Here is a 17,044-nt window from a genome sequence, read left to right as displayed (position 1 = left end):
CAGGGTTTCCCTGGTCACTAACAGGAGGCGGACGATAAATATCGAAGATTAATTAAAAAGTGTAAATAACGGGAATATTTAGGAATTTGGTGCTGATTTAGTGAAGCTGATTCCACTAATTGGCTCTTTTCGGTGCCAATTAGTGGATTGACTAGATGTCGTATTCGCTGGTAAACGTTTTAAAAGAGAGCGGGGTTGGGATGTCACTGAAGTAGCCAAAATAGTAACTGGCGCCGAGCAATTTATACTGGTTCAATTCTTTTTGACTTGCGACCCGGCTGGCGACCCACTTCAATTTGTGTTTTTTCAAAAAACGTACGATGGGCAACAAGGCCATTCGATCTTGTTTTTCTTCCAGTGACACTGAGAGTTTCAGCATCGCAGGTTGATAGCAAGCCAGTTGTTCAAGTAAAGGGTAGGGCGGAGTGACTTCAAACCACAATGCGTAAGCGTATTCTTCCACACACTCGATCAGGCTTTCTACCGACGAGTCCAACCCTAAAGAATGGCTGAGTTGCAGTGAAGGAATAACATGCGTGAATGCTTTCTTATGGCAGAGGATAACTTGCTCTAAAAAATATTCACCCGGTGGCCAGATGAGTGCCTCGACTTGAAGAGGTACCACAACATTGCTGATCAAATCTGGATGAAACGTTTCTAGCTGAAAGTGAGTTTGGCGTAGTGCTAGGTACAGGCTGAACAAGTCAAGACAGTATTTTACCTGTTGAGAGAGGTTGAATTGATACACACTTTGTTCGCCATCACCGCCAAACCTAAGGGTCAGGTGTTGAAATTCTACTTCACCAGAGTCCGCTGCGCGGATCGCTTGACATGCATGTCGGATGTCATTGTGAATCAGCGCTTGATGGATGAGTTGATCGTCTTCGGTTTCAAGGTGTTCTTCCATGAGTTTGGCGATGTAGCTATACATCGCCTGATGTGAGTTGAGGTTATCCAAGGTTACCTACCACGTTGATTTGTTTTGTTTCTGGTATTTCGTTATATGACAATACCGCCAATCCCTGAGAAAACGTACGAGCATAGCGGGCAATCAGCGGTCTAAGCTGCGGCATAACCAGAAGTATCGGTGCCAAGCCTTGTTGTTTTAGCTGTTGTTTTACCAAAGGTAAGTTTTGTTGGAATTGAGCCAGAATATTGGGCTCAACAGGGAAACTGTCTAGATTGACACTGCCACTTGCTTGCGCCTGCTGAAGAGAGGTTATCAGCATTTGTTCCAGTTCATCGGAGAGTGCATACACCTTCAGTTCCACCTTCTGCCCAGCGATCAAGCTCACGAGGGTTCGGCGCAACGCACAACGCACGTCAGCCGCGAGAAGTATCGGATCTTTGGTGTTTTCAGACGACTCAAGCATGGTGTTGGCAATGGTACGGATATCTTGTAGAGGTACCTGATCCAGTAGCAGTTGACGATACACTTTCAGCTGCTGTGCTGGGTTGAGTGCTGCGCCGAGCGCTTCCGCTAATTTCGGCGCTTGTTGGGTTAGCCTTTGCATCATGGCATCGACATCGTCGTGATTAAACAGTTCTGAAAGGTGGGTTTTGATCACTTTGCTGATATGGGTTGCGATGACAGTCGCATCATCTACCACCTGATAACCCATATTTAACGCTTTGGCTTTATCTGTATGCTCAATCCAGACCGCTGGCAACTGGTAGGCGGGATCACTGCCGAGGATACCATCGACTTCGCCATACGTTTCGCCAACCGCAATCGCCATCAATCGCTCTGGCTCAATAAAGCCTTGCTCTATCGTTTCGCCATTGAGTGAAATGGTGTACTGGTTGGGTTTTAGGCTCAGGTTGTCACGAATACGCACTTCTGGTAGCAAGAAGCCGACTTGCTCAGACAGGTTACGTCTTACACCACGAATGCGTTGGGTGAGTGGCGCGCCCTGTTCCTTATTGACCAGGTGAACCAGTCGGTAACCAAGAGCCAGCGACAGCGTGTGCACATGTGGAATGTCTTCCCAACTGAGTGGGGTTTCTTCCTGCTGCATGGCTTGAGTGAGTACTTCGACGTCTTCAATTTGAGCATCATGAGCCGGGTTCTTGCGCTGTCGCCAAGCTGCAAATCCGAGCACCGCGGCAAAAGTAAAGAAGGCGAGGTGAGGCATACCAGGCACCATGCCGATAATTAACATCACCGCAGCCACCGTAAACAGGGTCGCGGGTGAAGCCAATAACTGCTTTTGCATAGTTTCTGACATATCATTATCGCTGTCGTTGATACGAGTAACGATAATGGCCGCTGCGGTTGCCAAAAGTAGTGATGGTATTTGGGCGACTAAGCCGTCACCAATAGTGAGTAATGCGTAAGTTTTAAACGCTTCAGAAGTGGTGAGTCCGTGTTCAAACACACCGATGCTGATACCACCAGTGATGTTAATAAACAGGATCAGTAATCCGGCGATAGCATCCCCTCTAACAAACTTTGACGCACCGTCCATAGAACCGTGAAAATCGGCTTCATTAGCCACTTCACGCCTACGCTGACGGGCGGCTTCCTGATCGATCAAACCTGCATTGAGATCCGCATCGATTGCCATTTGCTTGCCAGGTAAAGCGTCAAGTGTGAAACGCGCTGATACTTCTGAAATACGTTCGCCACCTTTGGTGATTACTACGAAGTTGATGATCATCAGGATGACGAAAATCACCATACCGACCACATAGTTGCCGCCAATGACTACTTCACCAAAGGCCTGAATTACTTTACCTGCAGCATCGCCTCCGTTGTGACCTTCGAGCAGGACGACTCGAGTTGAGGCAACGTTGAGCGTCAGGCGTAATAGGGTTGCCACTAGCAAAATGGTGGGGAAAATGGAAAAGTCGAGGGGGCGCTTAGCGGTTGTACTGACCAACAGTACCAAAATAGCGAGTACGATATTAAAAGTGAACAAGGCATCCAGTAGCAGGGGTGGCAGCGGCAGGATGACCATTGCCAGCACCATAAGTAAGACTAGCGGAATACCGACAAAGCCTTTTGTAGAATCTTGTATCTGTTTTAACCGATTGAGCATAGGTGGGTGTCCTTGGGTAAATACGGATGATCAGTGTTGCAAATGCTTTGGAATAGCAAAATGGGGCAAAGGCATCGGCTTATCGCCATTGCCGGTACGGAATGCTTTGAGTTGCATGACATACGTCAGAATATGCGCCACCGCGATGTAGAGCTGGCTTGGTACAGCCTGTTCGATCGCCGTGGTGTAGTAAATAGAACGGGTCAGCGGTGGCGAGTTGATGATTTCAACCTGATTTTCACGGGCGATACGTTGAATATGCATCGCTGTTTCATCCACGCCTTTGGCGACCACAAATGGAGCGTCTGATAAATCAGGGTCATATTTCATCGCGACGGCGTAGTGGGTCGGGTTGGTGATGACCACATCGGCAGTCGGTACCATTTTATCGATTTTACGCCGAGCAAATTGTTGCTGAATCTGACGAATACGCTGCTTGACCTCAGGCCGTCCTTCATTATTTTTGTACTCTTCTTTGAGCTCCTGCTTGGTCATTTTGAGCTCTTTCATGTGCTCCCAACGTTGATAGGGGATGTCAATAACGCCGAACAGCAGTAAGGCAAACCCCATCATTAGCAGACCATCGAACAGGATTTGCATTACGGAAATGACACCTTGCTCCAGCGACAGTCTCTGCATACCGAGTAAGGGTTGCAGGTGATTATCAAGATAGCCATATAGCACGCCAAAAATGACCAGCACTTTGAGGGTCGATTTGAGGAGTTCAACCAGAGAGCGGGTTGAGAATATCCGTTTGATACCGCTGAGTGGATTAAGCTTACTCAGTTTAGGAAAAGCGTTCGTTAAACGAAACATCCAGCCACCCAGTACCATAGTGCTAGTAAGCGTTACCGCAATAATCACGATAAACATAGGTAGAAGCAGAGTAATGATCATGCCGAGGCTATGTCCGAGCTGCTCCACCATTTGCTTCGGGTTCGCTAAGTCTTGCTTCGTCAATGTCATGTTAAAACGAAAAATACCTGCAATACTGTCCCAAATCACTGGGAGCTGACTGGAGAAGTACACGGTGACTGCGAGAAAAATTGCGGCGGTCGTGAATTCTTTCGCTCTGGGTATCTGACCTTCCTGACGCGCTTTCTTGAGCTTCTGCGGTGAGGCTTTTTCTGTTTTGTCCTGAGAAGATTGCTCGCTCATCCGCCCCCCGCCATGAATTGATTCAGAAAACGTAGGGTGTCGTTGACCAGCACAGTATATCGGCTCGGCACACCAGACACAGAAATGAGCACGCTGAATAGCCCTAGTAGCATGGTCATTGGAAAGCCTAATGCATAGACATTCAGTGACGGTGCTGCTCGGTTCATCACACCAAAGCTGATGTTTGCTAACAACATGGAGACAATGGCTGGAAGGGCGAGTGCCAGTGCAGATGCAAACATCCAACTAAATAAATTAACGATGCCTTGCAGAGAGGCTGAAGTCAGACCGGAGCCGACTGGCCAAACAACAAAGCTTTGGATAAGGACATCAAGCACCACCAAATGACCTTCGAGAGATAAAAACAATAAGGTGCAGAAAATCAGAAAAATACGACCAAGAATTGCTACGGACATGCCGTTGACAGGGTCGTTCATCATTGCCATGCCTAAGCCCATCTGCATGGAGACAATCTGGCCCAGCGTCGTAAAAATGGTAAACAGCATATGCAAAATCAGGCCAAAGAACAGTCCCCAAATGGCTTGTTCAAAAGCGAGAAACAGAGAAGTCATCGAGAAAAACTCGACCGCTGGCATTGGCGGCATCAAAGGAGCGGAGATCATCACAATCGACAGTGCCAGTAAGCTACGCACCCAGACGGGTATCAATGAGTCACCAAAGAAAGGCATGGAGATAAATACCGCACCAATGCGGAAAAAAGGCCACCATAGCTGCCCAAGGAGGCGAGAGATTTCTGCGAAGGTAACCTCCATCAGCCAATCATTCCTGGAATATTGTGGAACAGGTAGTCGAACAGCTCCATGATTTTACGTAGCATCCAGTGCCCCGCAAAAATTACCATAAGTAACGTGACCAGAAGCCTTGGTAGAAAGCTCAGTGTTTGCTCATTGATTTGCGTGGCGGCCTGAAAAATTGCAATGCCAAGGCCGACAATCAGGCCTGGCACAACCAGTACTGCGACCATGGTGATGATCAGCCATACCGCATTGGAAAACAGGGTGACGGTCATTTCTGGTGTCATGCGAACTCCTGTTTACCCAAAGCTGGCGGATAATGTGCCGACCGTCATCGCCCAGCCATCGACTAGAACAAACACCACCAGTTTGAATGGAAGTGAGATGATCAGCGGTGATAGCATCATCATACCCATTGCCATCAGGACACTGGCGACGACAAGGTCAATGATTAGAAACGGAATAAACAGCATGAAGCCGATTTGAAAAGCGGTTTTGAGCTCACTGATGACAAAAGCGGGCAGTACCACTGCAAACGAGATGTCCTCCAACGCGGTATCGAGCGGCTCATTAGCAATGCGCAACATTTGTTCCAAGGATGTTTGCTGAGTTTGTGCCAACATGAAGTTTCGTACGGGCTTTTCTGCGACTGAAAACGCCTGCATTAAGGTAATTTCCCCTTTGTCGTATGGCTGGAAAGCATTTTGGTAAATATCTGTCCAGACAGGGCGCATGATCAGTAGGGAAAGCGCGAGTGCAATACCCACCAATACTCGGTTCGGTGGGCTTTGTTGGAGCCCTAAAGCCTGACGAAGGATTGCAAGAACCACAATAATGCGAGTAAAGCTGGTGGCCATCAGAATAAAAGCTGGGAGAAAACTCAGGGCTGTCATCAATAACAGAATCTGCAGTTTTACACTGTATTCTTGCTGAGTAGCTCCGTCACTGACAGACAAAATGGTTAAGCCTGACTCATTCGCAACAGAAGGGAAAGCGAAGAGCAGGCTAACCAAGCCGATTAGGATCCCCCATCCTTGCAAGGAAGGTGACTTAGTCATGTTTCTGTGAACCCTTATTCAACTGCGGAGGTCAGAGCCGAATCGACAATATCAATCAATCTCAGGCCATATTTTTCGTTCACAACCACCACTTCAGCATGGCCCATCAACGATCCGTTGACTTTAACATCGAGGGGCTCGCCATTGAGTTTATCAAGCTCAATAACACTGCCTTCGCCAGCTTTCATTAGATCGCCCAAAGCAATATCTTTACTGGCGACTTCCAGAGTGACGGTAACCGGAATATTTTTGAAAAAGCTCAGATCACGTTCTGGTGTTGGTACCGCGGCATCGAGAATATCGGTGTGTGAATCTTCCAGTTGAAAATCATCAAAGTTCAGCTCTTCGCCATTAAATGTGGCAGTTTCTGTTGTCTCGCTCATTAAAAAGAGTCCTTATCGTGATTAAGAATTAAAACTAGTTGCCCATCATTCTCTGCAACTCGACCAGAAAAAAGCTGTTCTTGACCAATGCTCACAGGAGCGGAAGACAATAACTCGATGGGTAATATATCGTTAGGTTGCAGTGAAATGACTTCACTGAGCGGCATGGTTTTTTTACTAAGTAAGACATTGAGTTTGACAGGCGTTGCTGCCAGAGATTGGCAGAATGGCTCGTACATGGACTCTTTGGGTTGCAAATCCAATTGTTCGGTTAAGGTGGCGACAAGCTGTTCATCTAGCTTAAGGTGGATGGTACCTTGGTGATTGTTGAGGTTGACTTCAATGGTGGCGTGAAGGCCTGTCCCTTGTGCTGGCTCAAATTCACAGTCAGACCACATTTCTTCGGGCGCCAACCAGTTAATAATCAGTCTGCCAATTTTTTCCTGAAGTCGTAAATCACTGTTATTGAGTGAACTATGGCTTCTTTCCATCCTTGCGTTGTAAAAGCTATCAGCTAATTTAATCAGTATCTGACTATCGGTATAGATAAATACTCGCCCACCCTCGTCATGCCTAAAAGTACTGATAAAAGACTTATCCATTTCACTTGGTGTAAAAGTATGCAGTGAAACTTGATTTATATTGACATCTGCGTGATGTGTTTTTAACCAGTTCTGCAGCTCATAAGTCAGGCCGTTACACGAGGTGGATATTAAATCATCCAATCTGTCTCGAATTACGTGAATAGGTTTCCCTAAAGATTCTATGCTTAGAGTCTGATAGTCTGGAATAGATATCTTGCTGCTACTTTCCATTTATATTTTACCATGTCTTGACAAAGCGATTTTTAAATTTTCTAACTCAATTGGCGCAAGTCTACATAGAAAAATTTGTTATAAATAACCCCGTTTTATAAAATTTGTGACTTTACTCCATATGTTGATTTTAAGTCGTAATATATATCTTCTCATAAAAAATAAAACAGGTTAGTTTTCGATGTATACAAATGACGAATGATGATTTCTAGTTGTTATCAGTTTGTTGTTCTGTTTTATCTTTTTGGTTTTTAATGATTTTATTGATTTGTTACATGTTAATTACATTGTGCCAGTGCCTGAGGGTGGTGGTCGAAATGTAGACAATTATAAATTCACGAATTCAATGATATATCTTATTTAATTCTAATTAGATGATTCTTCTTTTTATTTAATGGCGCTCATATAACATCATGAATACTAAAGCTCAGAAAATATATTTATTAGCTTTACTCTTTCATTGTTCTTCTTTTGCTGACACTGAAGTAGAAGTTCCTATGGATGAAGTAGATTGGGTTTATAAAGGGAGTAGCTTAGTGTGTAATTTGGAGTATGAAGACTCTTCCTATGGGAAGTTTTATTTCCGCTCTGAAGAAGTGGGAAACATATATTTCCATACACAAGTAGAGAAGAATAATAAAAACTGGAACAGTGGGAAGTTATATAGTTATCCAGCGCCATGGAGTAATGAAAATGAACTTCTACTCATCAGTCAGAATACGACTATTAATAATCAGTATTCTACTTTTAAGCATAATATGGCTGAATTGTTGAATAACATGGAAGCTGGACATTGGATAAAGTTTGCTTTTAGCGGAAGAAACGCTTCCGATTATAGAGCCTATATTCTCCCGACGATTCGAATTCAGACTGCTCTCACCCAATTTCGTCGCTGCCAATCCTCCTTACCAAGTATGTCCTATGCTCAAGCACGAAATATCACTCTCTCATTTGAGCTTGGCCAACGCCAACTAACCACCCAACAAACGAATACGCTTGATGCACTAAACACCTATCTTCGAGCCGATAACAATATCAGTAAAATTCTCATTGATGGTTATACCGACAACATTGGTTCCAAGGTGGCTAATTTAACCATCTCAAAGCAACGAGCCGAGTTGGTGGCTAAGGCACTTAAAAAATACGGTATAGAGGACGCAAGAATAGAAGTACGGTCTCATGGTTCTCGGTACCCCATCGCCAGTAATGCAACACCAGAAGGGCAAGCGAAGAATCGTCGTGTGACGTTAAGACTGGTACGCAATGATGAAGCAGTAATACCCACAAAAATTAGAAAAATTAACGAAATGGAAAAGGCTTAAAAATGACAGAGACAAATATCTTGTTAGTTGAGCCAAAGGATGAATTTGCTCAGCCAGTCATTAGAGTGTTAGAGGATTCAGGTTATCGAGTGACTCACGCTCGGACGGGGCGAAGTGCGCTGCTTGAAGGCGCGATGCCCATTACTTTGGTGAGTTCAAACCTGCCTGACATGTGTGTCAGAGAATTCGTCAGTTGTCATCAAAAGACATCGAGTAATGGAGTGGCTATAGCAATTGTTGAACAAGAGCAGGGAATCTTAGCCGCTGAAACCATGAAGGCTGGCGCGACGGATTATCTGCTTCGTCCTTTTGAAAATAGTCAGTTAGTCAACCTTTTACGCCGCGTTGAAGTGATTGGTAAACCAATGGCCAACATTGTTGCCGAGTCATGGCGGAGCAAACAGGTACTTCAGCTCGCTCACCGTGCAGCGTGTACGAATGCCAGTGTCTTGGTGACGGGAGAATCCGGCACCGGTAAAGAAGTGTTGGCGCGTTACGTCCACGAACATTCTCCACGCTCAAGTGGCCCATTCATCGCTGTAAACTGTGCCGCTATCCCCGAATCTATGCTTGAAGCTGTGTTGTTTGGTCATGTCAAAGGGGCTTTCACTGGGGCAACTCATTCTCAAAGCGGCAAGTTCGAAGAAGCGAATAATGGAACCATACTGCTGGATGAAATCGGTGAGATGACGCCTGCGGTTCAGGCCAAGCTTCTGCGTGTACTTCAAGAGCGCGAAGTAGAGCGAGTAGGCAGTCATAAGCCGATTCAACTTGATATTCGAGTGATTGCGGCGACAAACAAAGATCTGCGCGAAGAAGTGAAAAATGGCACGTTCCGCGAAGATCTTTACTACCGATTGGATGTATTACCCCTGCATTGGCCTCCTCTACGAGAGCGCAGTGAAGACATCTTACCTATCAGTCAGTTTTTTATTAACAAATATCAGGATGGCAGCCAATGTCATCTCTCCCAAGATGCCATGATGGCTCTTAGCCAGTATCACTGGCCTGGCAATATCCGAGAGCTGGAAAATGTTATCCAGCGTGCTTTGGTTATGCGACACGGTGACTACATTACCGCGCATGATCTGATGTTACCAGTTGAGCTCATCAGCCCAGTTGAAACAGCCACGCCTTCACAGAGCATGGGGCATGTTGAGGCTAAAAAACAGGCTGAATACCAGTACATTCTTGAACAACTCCGCCAGTATGGCGGCAATCGAACCAAGACGGCAAACGCACTTGGTGTCACAACGCGCGCTTTGCGCTACAAACTAGCGGCAATGCGCGAACAAGGTATTGATCTACAGTCGGCTCTAGGCTCGGCTGCTTAAGGAGGATAAGTTATGGCAAGTCAACCAATAAACAGTGCAATGACCGCAGAACAGCTAATGCTATCCAAAATGGATGCAATGCGTACTCAGATTCAACCCGAGTTCGCGGTTTCTGCCAATCCACTTGATGTGCAGCAGGTGAATCAGCCTCTCTCATTTTCCACCGCAATGACCAATGTGCTTGATACGGTTAATCAACACCAGTCGGCAGCCAGTCAAAAAATGACCGCAGTAGAGACAGGGAAAAGTGATGATTTAGTCGGAGCTATGATCGCTAGCCAGAAAGCCAGCCTGTCGTTCAATGCATTGATGCAGGTACGTAACAAGGTCGTGACCTCGTTTGAAGATATTATGAAGATGCCGGTGTAATCCATGTCAGACTTAACAACACAAGTTGCAGGTGGTGGAACATTTAGCACTGCCAGTACGCAAACTTCCTCGACTCGGGGAATGGAAGATTTTACTCATAAATTAAAACAGTTGTGGTCAAACAGTCAGAGAAATCTGGTTCTGTCTGCTGTGCTAGCTGCCATTGTAGCGGCCATCATTGTGGTGGCCCTTTGGAGCTCAACGCAGAGCTACCGTCCGTTGTACAGTCAACAAGAAAGATTTGATACTGGTGAAATTGTCTCTGTTCTTGAATCCGAAGGTATCAATTACCGACTTCAAGAGCAAAATGGCCAAGTATTAGTGCCCGAAGGTGAAGTGGCTAAGATCAGAATGTTGTTGGCGGCAAAGGGTGTGAAAGCCAAGCTACCAACAGGTTTGGACTCACTCAAAGAAGACAGCTCGCTTGGCACCAGTCAGTTTATGGAAACTGCGCGCTATCGCCATGGTTTGGAAGGTGAATTGGTACGTACCATCATGTCTCTCAATGCAGTTTCCAATGCTCGTGTTCACCTAGCCATACCGAGACAAACGCTCTTTGTGAGACAAAACAGCGAAGCGCCTTCAGCATCAGTCATGCTTGAACTTAAACCGGGTGAAGATTTGAAGCCGGAGCAGGTCGAAGCGATCATTAATCTGGTTGTTGGCAGTGTAACTGGAATGAAGCCTGAGCTAGTCTCTGTGATTGATCAATATGGTCGCTTGCTCAGTGCCGATGTCGCCTCTGCGGAAGCCGGTAAGGTCAATGCCAAATATCTTGAGTATCAGAAGAACGTTGAGAAACAAATTATTCAGCGCGCGTCCGATATGCTAACTCCGATTGTTGGGCCGAGTAACTTTCGCGTGCAAGTGGCGGCGGATCTGGACTTCAGCCAGGTGGAAGAAACTCAAGAAATCCTGGATAACACGCCGATCGTCCGGAATGAGCACACCATCTCCAACAATTCGGTTGATCAGATTGCGTTAGGTGTGCCGGGAACATTGAGTAATCAGCCCCCTGTAACCGGTGAAGTCCCGACCCAAGATAGCCAAAACACCAATGCTCGCTCTGAAGTCAATCGTCAGTATGCAGTGGGAAGTAGCGTGCGACGCACACACTATCAACAGGGCCAGATTGAAAAGCTCAGTGTCTCTGTCTTGCTCAATGAAGCCGCGGCGCCAAATGGTACAGCTTGGACTGCGGACGAAAAAGCTCAGATTTCTACTATGGTCACTGACGCTGTGGGTATTGCAGCTGACCGTGGTGACAGCCTCAGTTTGATGAGTTTTAGCTTTACACCGCTAGCGATTGAGGCACCACCGACTATTCCTTGGTGGCAGGACCCAACGATTCAGCAGCCGATGCGTTACGTGATAGGAGGCATGCTGGGTATGGCGATGATTTTCTTCGTGCTGCGCCCACTTATCATGCATCTGACGGGTGCAGACATGCGCTCTCAAGAATTGGAGTTCGCCGAACCTCAGGAAGAGCCTATTTTCGACAATCTGCAAACGCGTGAAGAACGTGAACGTGAAGAAGCACTGAATCGCAAGTTATCTGAAAAAGGCATTGCCGCTTCCTCTGGTCTGGACGTGGGGAATGACATGTTACCGCCAGCCGGATCGCCACTGGAGATTCAGTTGAAACACTTGCAGTTAATTGCTAACGAAGAACCTGAACGAGTCGCCGAAGTACTAAAACAATGGGTAAATGTGAATGAACACAGCAGAGTCAAAGCAGAAAGCAACGCTTAGTCACGTAGAGCAAACCGCTCTGGTTCTTCTCGGCATGGGTGAAGACGCCGCTGCCAAAGTGCTGCGTAACTTCACTCGAGATGAAACCCAGCGTGTGACAAAAGCCATGGCGAAATTGAGTGGGATAAAAAGTGATAGTGCCAACGGCGTTATCCAGCACTTTTTTGAAGACTTTCGTCAACACAGTGGCATCCGTGGAGCGTCAAAAGAGTATCTGTCGAACACACTGCGTAAAGCGCTGGGTAATGACTTAGCCAAAGGGCTGCTCAACAACCTATACGGTGATGAGATTCGGAATAATATGCAGCGCTTACAGTGGGTCGAAGCTGAGGTTTTAGCCCGATTCATATCTAATGAGCACCCGCAGATGCAGGCGATATTTCTAGCCTACCTGCCACCGGAAAGCTCATCAACAGTGCTCAAGCATTTACCTGAAGACTACCATGATGAACTCCTGTATCGGATTGCTCAGCTTCAGGATATTGACCATCAGGTTGCGAGCGATCTGAATGACCTGATTGAACGCTGTATTGAACAAGTATCGGTCAGTCAGAGTGCTCCGCTCTCTGGAGTTAAACAAGTGGCGGACATCATTAACCGATTTGAAGGTGACCGTGGTTCACTGATGGAAATGCTCAAGTTGCACGATGAAGAAGTGGTGAGTGAAATTGAGCAAAACATGTTCGACTTCATGGTGCTAGGTCGACAGAGAGAAGAAACAATGGATCGCTTGGTTCAGCAAGTTCCACTCGAACTTTGGGGTGTGGCTCTGAAAGGTGCAGAGATTCTTCTTCAGCAAACCATTAAAAGTGCAATGCCACAGCGCATGGTCAAAGCACTGGAAGACGACATGGAAATTCGCGGAGCGGTGCCACTAAGTCGAGTGGAGCGCGCCAGACAAGAAATCATGCAGATCGTACGTGAGCTGGATGAGGCGGGTGAAATCGAACTCGTGCTTTATGACGAACCTACAGTGGAGTAAAGCATGTCACTAGTGAAATCCAATTTACTGCAAGTTCCGGCATCAGGTTATCGCATTCATCGCTTTCCACCGCTGGCGCAGCCCATGGCAAGCGATGATGAATTTGCCATCGATGATTCCTGGCAGGAATCCCAGATAGACCTGCAACAAAAGCTTGAAGAAGGGTTCCAGACAGGTCTCGAACAGGGACATGAAGAAGGCCTTCGCCAAGGGTTGAGCCAGGGGAAACAGCAAGGCTTACTGGAAGGCCAGAAAGAAGGTTTCCAGAAAGGCTTCGTATCGGGTGAACAGTCCGGTAAGCAGACATTTCTTGAAGCGACTAAGCCAGTAAATGAGCTTTATCAAACCTTGTCACGTTGGCAGTCTGAGCGTGAGCAACAGCAGCGACACATTATTTGCGAACTAGTACAAAAGGTCGCACAACAGGTGATTCGAGCAGAGCTGACTTTGATGCCACAACAAATCCTAGCGCTCGTTGATGAAACTCTCGAAGCGATGCCCGGAAAAACAGAGAAGGTGACCGTTCACCTTAACCCTCAGGATCTTGACCGCATCACTCAAATCAATGCGGAATTGCCGAAAGAGTGGAAGCTGGTCGCCAATCCAGAACTGCCGACTGGCGGGTGTCATTTGGTGACCGATGATGCTGAGGCGGACGCCAGCTGTGACTCGCGCTTGCAAGCTTGCATGGACAACGTCAAAGAGCACTTGCTCGAAGAAGTGACACCGGTGGTTGAAGCTGACAATGAGTAATACGCTCGCATTTGATCTTCTGTCTGAACGAACCAGTGAAGCCATTGCTTCGCTGGATTCCATTCCCGTGGCTAGGGTCACGGGGCGACTGGTAAAAGTCACAGGACTGATGCTGCAAGCGGTAGGGTGTCGCTTTAAGCTTGAACAACGCTGCCTAGTTGAGACAGCGGAAGGTGACATGATTGAAGCGCAGGTTGTTGGCTTTGATCATACCATCGCTTATCTGATGCCAATTCGTCGTCTTGGCGGATTATTTGCGGGAGCGAAAGTGATTCCACTGGATGGAGACAGCACAGTTCAGCTCAGCGAAAACTGGATGGGACGCGTGGTGAATGGGCTAGGTGAAGCCCTTGATGATGGACCTGTCTTGCAAGGAGGTGATCGCGTTTCACTTGAGCCTAAACCAATCAACCCTCTAAAGCGTAGACCCGTTGATTCACCGCTCAATGTTGGGGTACGAGCGATCAATGGCCTGCTTACGGTAGGTAAAGGTCAGCGTATTGGGTTAATGGCGGGCAGTGGCGTAGGGAAAAGTGTTTTGATGGGAATGATTACCCAAAACACGGAAGCGGATGTCATTGTAGTAGGCCTGATTGGTGAGCGCGGTCGTGAAGTACGTGAATTCATTGAGTCTAACCTGACTCCTGAAGCACGTGACAAGGCGATTATCATTGCTGCGCCAGCAGACGAATCGCCGCTGATGCGTCTTAGAGCCATGCTGCTATGCCACCGAGTTGCAGAGTATTTTCGTGATAAGGGGAAAGATGTCTTGCTAATGGTGGACTCTTTGACTCGTTATGCGATGGCGCAGCGAGAAATTGCCCTTTCTCTAGGTGAACCGCCTGCCACTCGAGGCTATCCACCATCGGTATTTAATGCCTTGCCGCAGCTACTTGAACGTGCCGGAAACAGCGAAAACCCAAATGGTAGCCTGACTGCCATCTATACCATTCTTGCCGCAGGTGATGATCAGCAAGATCCAGTGGTTGATTCTGCGCGTGCCATTCTTGATGGTCATGTCGTTTTATCTCGCAAACTGGCAGAACAAGGGCATTATCCGGCGATTGACGTTAATGCCTCGGTGAGCCGCTGTATGACAGCTTGCTCACAGCCTGCCCACCTGACCTTGGCAAATGAGTTTCGCAAGACTTATTCGAATTACCTTCAAGTTAAAGATCTACTTCCACTGGGAGGTTACCAACCGGGGCAGGATACAGAACTGGATCGCTCGGTGGCTTTGTATCCACTGCTGACGGCATACCTTCAGCAAGCGGCAGACTGCTCTGTGGATTTTCCTCAAAGCCTGACAGAACTGGCGCAGCTCTTTCAATCAAATTAGGAATTAACGTATGGAAGCGAAATTGCGTGCTGTGGAGAAGTTTCAGAAAATTCAGCAAAAGCATCGAGATAGAATGTCAGCGCAGTTGGAATCGCTTCGTCAACAGCACACAGTAGCTCAGCAACGTTTGCAACAACTGATGGAACTGAAGCGCCAGACGCAACCAAAATCGAGTCATGTCATGGCTTTACATCGAGAGGCATTGCTCAATCGTAGCCGTGTGGACCAGATGCTTCATAAGCTGATTGTCCATCAGGAACATGAGCAGGAGGTGATGCAAGCGCAATGCACGTCGTTGCAAAAACAGCTTGAAAATAAGCACCTCAGAGTCAAAGGTCTGGAAAATACTCTCGAACGTTGGAAGGAAGAGCACAATTCTGACATTCGACACAAGGAAGAGCTCGCGTTAGAAGAGATTATCAATAGCCGATTCGCGCAAAAAGCTCAATAATTCGTCACCCGCAAGGCTTTGCGTCACCTTAAACTGCATCAAGCCTGATTTACCTAAGGAGGAGAGAAAGGTTGGTATGCTTAAGTTAAGAGATGCAAATGTCCTTATCATCAAAGAATTTCCGAATAAAAACATTAGCATATCTAGTCTTATGCTCTCTTTGGGAATCAAGCAACATAAGATTATTCATCTGAATTCTCCACATGAAGCGCTTAATCGGACGTTCCATGGCCGGTTTGATATTCTGATTTGTGATCAGAGCTTTCGCAAAAATACAGTTAAGTCACAGGATCTGATTCTTGAGTTGAGAAAGTCGAAGACTATAGATGAGCGCTCTACAATCATTATGGATTGCGCGGATAGCAGTATACGTGACAGCTCATATTACTTTGGTGATGTCCACCTCAAGCCGGAAGATAATCAGCGGGATATCAGTGTTCTTATTCGCAAGGTGTTTGAGAAGAAGAATAAGGTTTGGCCTCTGCTTCAGCGCAATGATATTGAGTGTGCTGACGAGATGGAAAAGCGCTACCAATTCTTTGAGCAGCACTACTTTGAATATCAGTATGATTTCAAACTCAATCGTGCCCACCACCACTTGGTAAAACGTGAGCTTAAACAAGCCACGGAGCTGTATGGTGCATTGATAAAAGAGGCGGGCAAGCGAGATTATTCTCTAGAGATCAGTCTGTTTCTCAATGCACTGGTATTAAATGCCCAGTCAGACGATGCGCTGGAGCTGTATAACAAGTTCAATTCTGCCAAGTTTCAACTCGGTCAGCCATTTGACGAGATAGGGACGTTGCTGATGCTGCAAAATGGCAGCATACAGGATGCTTATCGCCTGTTGACTCGTTCGGGCTCACGTTGGGGGCTTAGTTTGGCCCATCAGACATCGTTGGCTTTGATGAGCATTGCAGCCAGTCGATATGATGATGCTCTGGTTCACTTCTCCTCTGGTCTTAACACCGCCAAACTGATCAATCGAGACGTTGCCCAGCACACCCTGAATTATCTGTTCGCATTGCTAATGCTTTGGATGCGAAGTGAAGAGGGGAGTGGCTTGTATGAGAAGAAATTTGATCAGGTTGTTAAAGAAATGTCCCGTCACAAGCTCACGGAAAGTGAGAGTCAGCATCTGGCATTAATTCAGCTTCATGCTGAATTCCTCACGGGGGCACGACAAAGTGCGGAGTCTGTGCTGGATAGCTTTACCCGTAAGCTCGACAAAGTGAGCTGTGTGGCGAAAATCCATGCGCTATTTCTTTCTACGGGTTTGTCTAACAAGGACAACCTTACCCTCATTTTTGACAACCTTCTTCATCACGACAGTGTGTTTATGTTTGAACCACTTCCTCCTGTCTGTGCTGCGTTGGTTAAGCGCATTGATTTTAAGCAGTTTGCCAGTGACATGAAGCGTTTTAATCGCGAGAAAGTTGCTGAGTAGTTGTGACTCTGTATTCAGGGCCAAAATAGCCTAAGCGACCTGTTTTGAACCGCAATTAAATCCAATTTTTATCTCTGGGATAAGG

17 protein-coding genes are annotated in these 17,044 nt (G+C 46.7%); 9 read left to right on the top strand and 8 right to left on the bottom strand.

Annotated features, from left to right (window positions below; genetic code table 11):
- Positions 1-151: 151 nt before the first annotated feature.
- From CTT30_RS10720 to CTT30_RS10685, 8 genes are read right to left on the bottom strand one after another with little or no spacing between them, the layout of a single operon-like run.
- Positions 152-958, bottom strand: coding sequence for a diguanylate phosphodiesterase (locus tag CTT30_RS10720; protein WP_252035154.1), 807 nt, complete (start codon positions 956-958; stop codon positions 152-154).
- The gene (gene flhA, locus CTT30_RS10715; protein WP_252035153.1) at positions 951-3,041 is read right to left on the bottom strand and encodes a flagellar biosynthesis protein FlhA; all 2,091 of its coding nucleotides are present in this window, start codon (positions 3,039-3,041) and stop codon (positions 951-953) included. The genes CTT30_RS10720 and flhA overlap by 8 nt, the downstream gene beginning before the upstream one ends.
- Before the next feature lie 30 nt (positions 3,042-3,071).
- Positions 3,072-4,199: a flagellar biosynthesis protein FlhB gene (gene flhB, locus CTT30_RS10710; RefSeq protein WP_252035152.1), complete on the bottom strand. Its 1,128-nt coding sequence runs from the start codon at positions 4,197-4,199 to the stop codon at positions 3,072-3,074.
- Positions 4,196-4,972, bottom strand: a complete 777-nt coding sequence (fliR, locus tag CTT30_RS10705; RefSeq protein ID WP_038156254.1) for a flagellar biosynthetic protein FliR — start codon at positions 4,970-4,972, stop codon at positions 4,196-4,198. The genes flhB and fliR overlap by 4 nt, the downstream gene beginning before the upstream one ends.
- Positions 4,972-5,241: a flagellar biosynthesis protein FliQ gene (fliQ, locus tag CTT30_RS10700; RefSeq protein ID WP_006963035.1), complete on the bottom strand. Its 270-nt coding sequence runs from the start codon at positions 5,239-5,241 to the stop codon at positions 4,972-4,974. Before fliQ ends, fliR begins: the two co-directional genes overlap by 1 nt.
- Positions 5,242-5,253: 12 nt before the next feature.
- Positions 5,254-6,012, bottom strand: a complete 759-nt coding sequence (fliP, locus tag CTT30_RS10695) for a flagellar type III secretion system pore protein FliP (protein WP_239838150.1) — start codon at positions 6,010-6,012, stop codon at positions 5,254-5,256.
- A 14-nt stretch (positions 6,013-6,026) separates the two neighbouring features.
- Positions 6,027-6,395 carry a flagellar motor switch protein FliN gene (gene fliN / locus CTT30_RS10690; RefSeq protein WP_239875547.1) on the bottom strand — a complete coding sequence of 123 codons (369 nt, stop codon included), beginning with the start codon at positions 6,393-6,395 and terminating at the stop codon, positions 6,027-6,029.
- On the bottom strand, positions 6,395-7,210 hold the full coding sequence (locus tag CTT30_RS10685) for a FliM/FliN family flagellar motor switch protein (RefSeq protein ID WP_252035151.1): 816 nt from the start codon (positions 7,208-7,210) through the stop codon (positions 6,395-6,397). Before CTT30_RS10685 ends, fliN begins: the two co-directional genes overlap by 1 nt.
- Positions 7,211-7,623: 413 nt before the next feature.
- Here CTT30_RS10685 and CTT30_RS10680 point away from each other — a divergent pair, with 413 nt between their 5' ends.
- The 9 genes from CTT30_RS10680 to CTT30_RS10640 all read left to right on the top strand — a co-directional run bounded on the left by CTT30_RS10680 (position 7,624) and on the right by CTT30_RS10640 (position 16,959).
- On the top strand, positions 7,624-8,532 hold the full coding sequence (locus CTT30_RS10680; protein WP_252035150.1) for a MotY family protein: 909 nt from the start codon (positions 7,624-7,626) through the stop codon (positions 8,530-8,532).
- Between the two features lie 2 nt (positions 8,533-8,534).
- Positions 8,535-9,866 (top strand): sigma-54 dependent transcriptional regulator, encoded by a 1,332-nt coding sequence (locus CTT30_RS10675; protein ID WP_239865543.1) that lies wholly within the window; start codon positions 8,535-8,537, stop codon positions 9,864-9,866.
- Positions 9,867-9,878: 12 nt separating this feature from the next.
- Positions 9,879-10,235, top strand: coding sequence for a flagellar hook-basal body complex protein FliE (fliE, locus tag CTT30_RS10670; RefSeq protein WP_239838155.1), 357 nt, complete (start codon positions 9,879-9,881; stop codon positions 10,233-10,235).
- Positions 10,236-10,238: 3 nt separating this feature from the next.
- Positions 10,239-11,987: a flagellar basal-body MS-ring/collar protein FliF gene (gene fliF, locus CTT30_RS10665; RefSeq protein ID WP_252035149.1), complete on the top strand. Its 1,749-nt coding sequence runs from the start codon at positions 10,239-10,241 to the stop codon at positions 11,985-11,987.
- On the top strand, positions 11,950-12,969 hold the full coding sequence (locus CTT30_RS10660; protein WP_019275543.1) for a flagellar motor switch protein FliG: 1,020 nt from the start codon (positions 11,950-11,952) through the stop codon (positions 12,967-12,969). Before fliF ends, CTT30_RS10660 begins: the two co-directional genes overlap by 38 nt.
- Before the next feature lie 3 nt (positions 12,970-12,972).
- Positions 12,973-13,722, top strand: a complete 750-nt coding sequence (gene fliH / locus CTT30_RS10655) for a flagellar assembly protein FliH (RefSeq protein ID WP_019275542.1) — start codon at positions 12,973-12,975, stop codon at positions 13,720-13,722.
- Positions 13,715-15,061, top strand: a complete 1,347-nt coding sequence (locus tag CTT30_RS10650; protein WP_252035148.1) for a FliI/YscN family ATPase — start codon at positions 13,715-13,717, stop codon at positions 15,059-15,061. The genes fliH and CTT30_RS10650 overlap by 8 nt, the downstream gene beginning before the upstream one ends.
- Before the next feature lie 10 nt (positions 15,062-15,071).
- Entirely contained in the window at positions 15,072-15,512 is a 441-nt protein-coding gene (locus tag CTT30_RS10645) for a flagellar export protein FliJ (protein ID WP_252035147.1), read from the top strand.
- 76 nt (positions 15,513-15,588) lie between these two features.
- Complete coding sequence (locus tag CTT30_RS10640) at positions 15,589-16,959, top strand: response regulator (protein WP_039952584.1); 1,371 nt, start codon at positions 15,589-15,591, stop codon at positions 16,957-16,959.
- Positions 16,960-17,044 lie beyond the last annotated feature (85 nt).

Source organism: Vibrio coralliilyticus, assembly GCF_024449095.1.
GTDB classification, from domain to species: domain Bacteria; phylum Pseudomonadota; class Gammaproteobacteria; order Enterobacterales; family Vibrionaceae; genus Vibrio; species Vibrio coralliilyticus_A.
The sequence above is the reverse complement of the archived record's forward strand: the minus strand, read 5'-3'. Positions and strand labels throughout refer to the sequence as shown.

Excerpts from the sequence above, each read along its gene's own strand:
- flhA (WP_252035153.1), bottom strand. The coding sequence starts at position 3,041 with ATGCTCAATCGGTTAAAACAGATACAAGATTCTACAAAAGGCTTTGTC.
- flhB (WP_252035152.1), bottom strand. The coding sequence starts at position 4,199 with ATGAGCGAGCAATCTTCTCAGGACAAAACAGAAAAAGCCTCACCGCAG.
- fliR (WP_038156254.1), bottom strand. The coding sequence starts at position 4,972 with ATGGAGGTTACCTTCGCAGAAATCTCTCGCCTCCTTGGGCAGCTATGG.
- fliQ (WP_006963035.1), bottom strand. The coding sequence starts at position 5,241 with ATGACACCAGAAATGACCGTCACCCTGTTTTCCAATGCGGTATGGCTG.
- fliP (WP_239838150.1), bottom strand. The coding sequence starts at position 6,012 with ATGACTAAGTCACCTTCCTTGCAAGGATGGGGGATCCTAATCGGCTTG.
- fliN (WP_239875547.1), bottom strand. The coding sequence starts at position 6,395 with ATGAGCGAGACAACAGAAACTGCCACATTTAATGGCGAAGAGCTGAAC.
- CTT30_RS10685 (WP_252035151.1), bottom strand. The coding sequence starts at position 7,210 with ATGGAAAGTAGCAGCAAGATATCTATTCCAGACTATCAGACTCTAAGC.
- CTT30_RS10680 (WP_252035150.1), top strand. The coding sequence starts at position 7,624 with ATGAATACTAAAGCTCAGAAAATATATTTATTAGCTTTACTCTTTCAT.
- CTT30_RS10675 (WP_239865543.1), top strand. The coding sequence starts at position 8,535 with ATGACAGAGACAAATATCTTGTTAGTTGAGCCAAAGGATGAATTTGCT.
- fliE (WP_239838155.1), top strand. The coding sequence starts at position 9,879 with ATGGCAAGTCAACCAATAAACAGTGCAATGACCGCAGAACAGCTAATG.
- fliF (WP_252035149.1), top strand. The coding sequence starts at position 10,239 with ATGTCAGACTTAACAACACAAGTTGCAGGTGGTGGAACATTTAGCACT.
- CTT30_RS10660 (WP_019275543.1), top strand. The coding sequence starts at position 11,950 with ATGAACACAGCAGAGTCAAAGCAGAAAGCAACGCTTAGTCACGTAGAG.
- fliH (WP_019275542.1), top strand. The coding sequence starts at position 12,973 with ATGTCACTAGTGAAATCCAATTTACTGCAAGTTCCGGCATCAGGTTAT.
- CTT30_RS10650 (WP_252035148.1), top strand. The coding sequence starts at position 13,715 with ATGAGTAATACGCTCGCATTTGATCTTCTGTCTGAACGAACCAGTGAA.
- CTT30_RS10645 (WP_252035147.1), top strand. The coding sequence starts at position 15,072 with ATGGAAGCGAAATTGCGTGCTGTGGAGAAGTTTCAGAAAATTCAGCAA.
- CTT30_RS10640 (WP_039952584.1), top strand. The coding sequence starts at position 15,589 with ATGCTTAAGTTAAGAGATGCAAATGTCCTTATCATCAAAGAATTTCCG.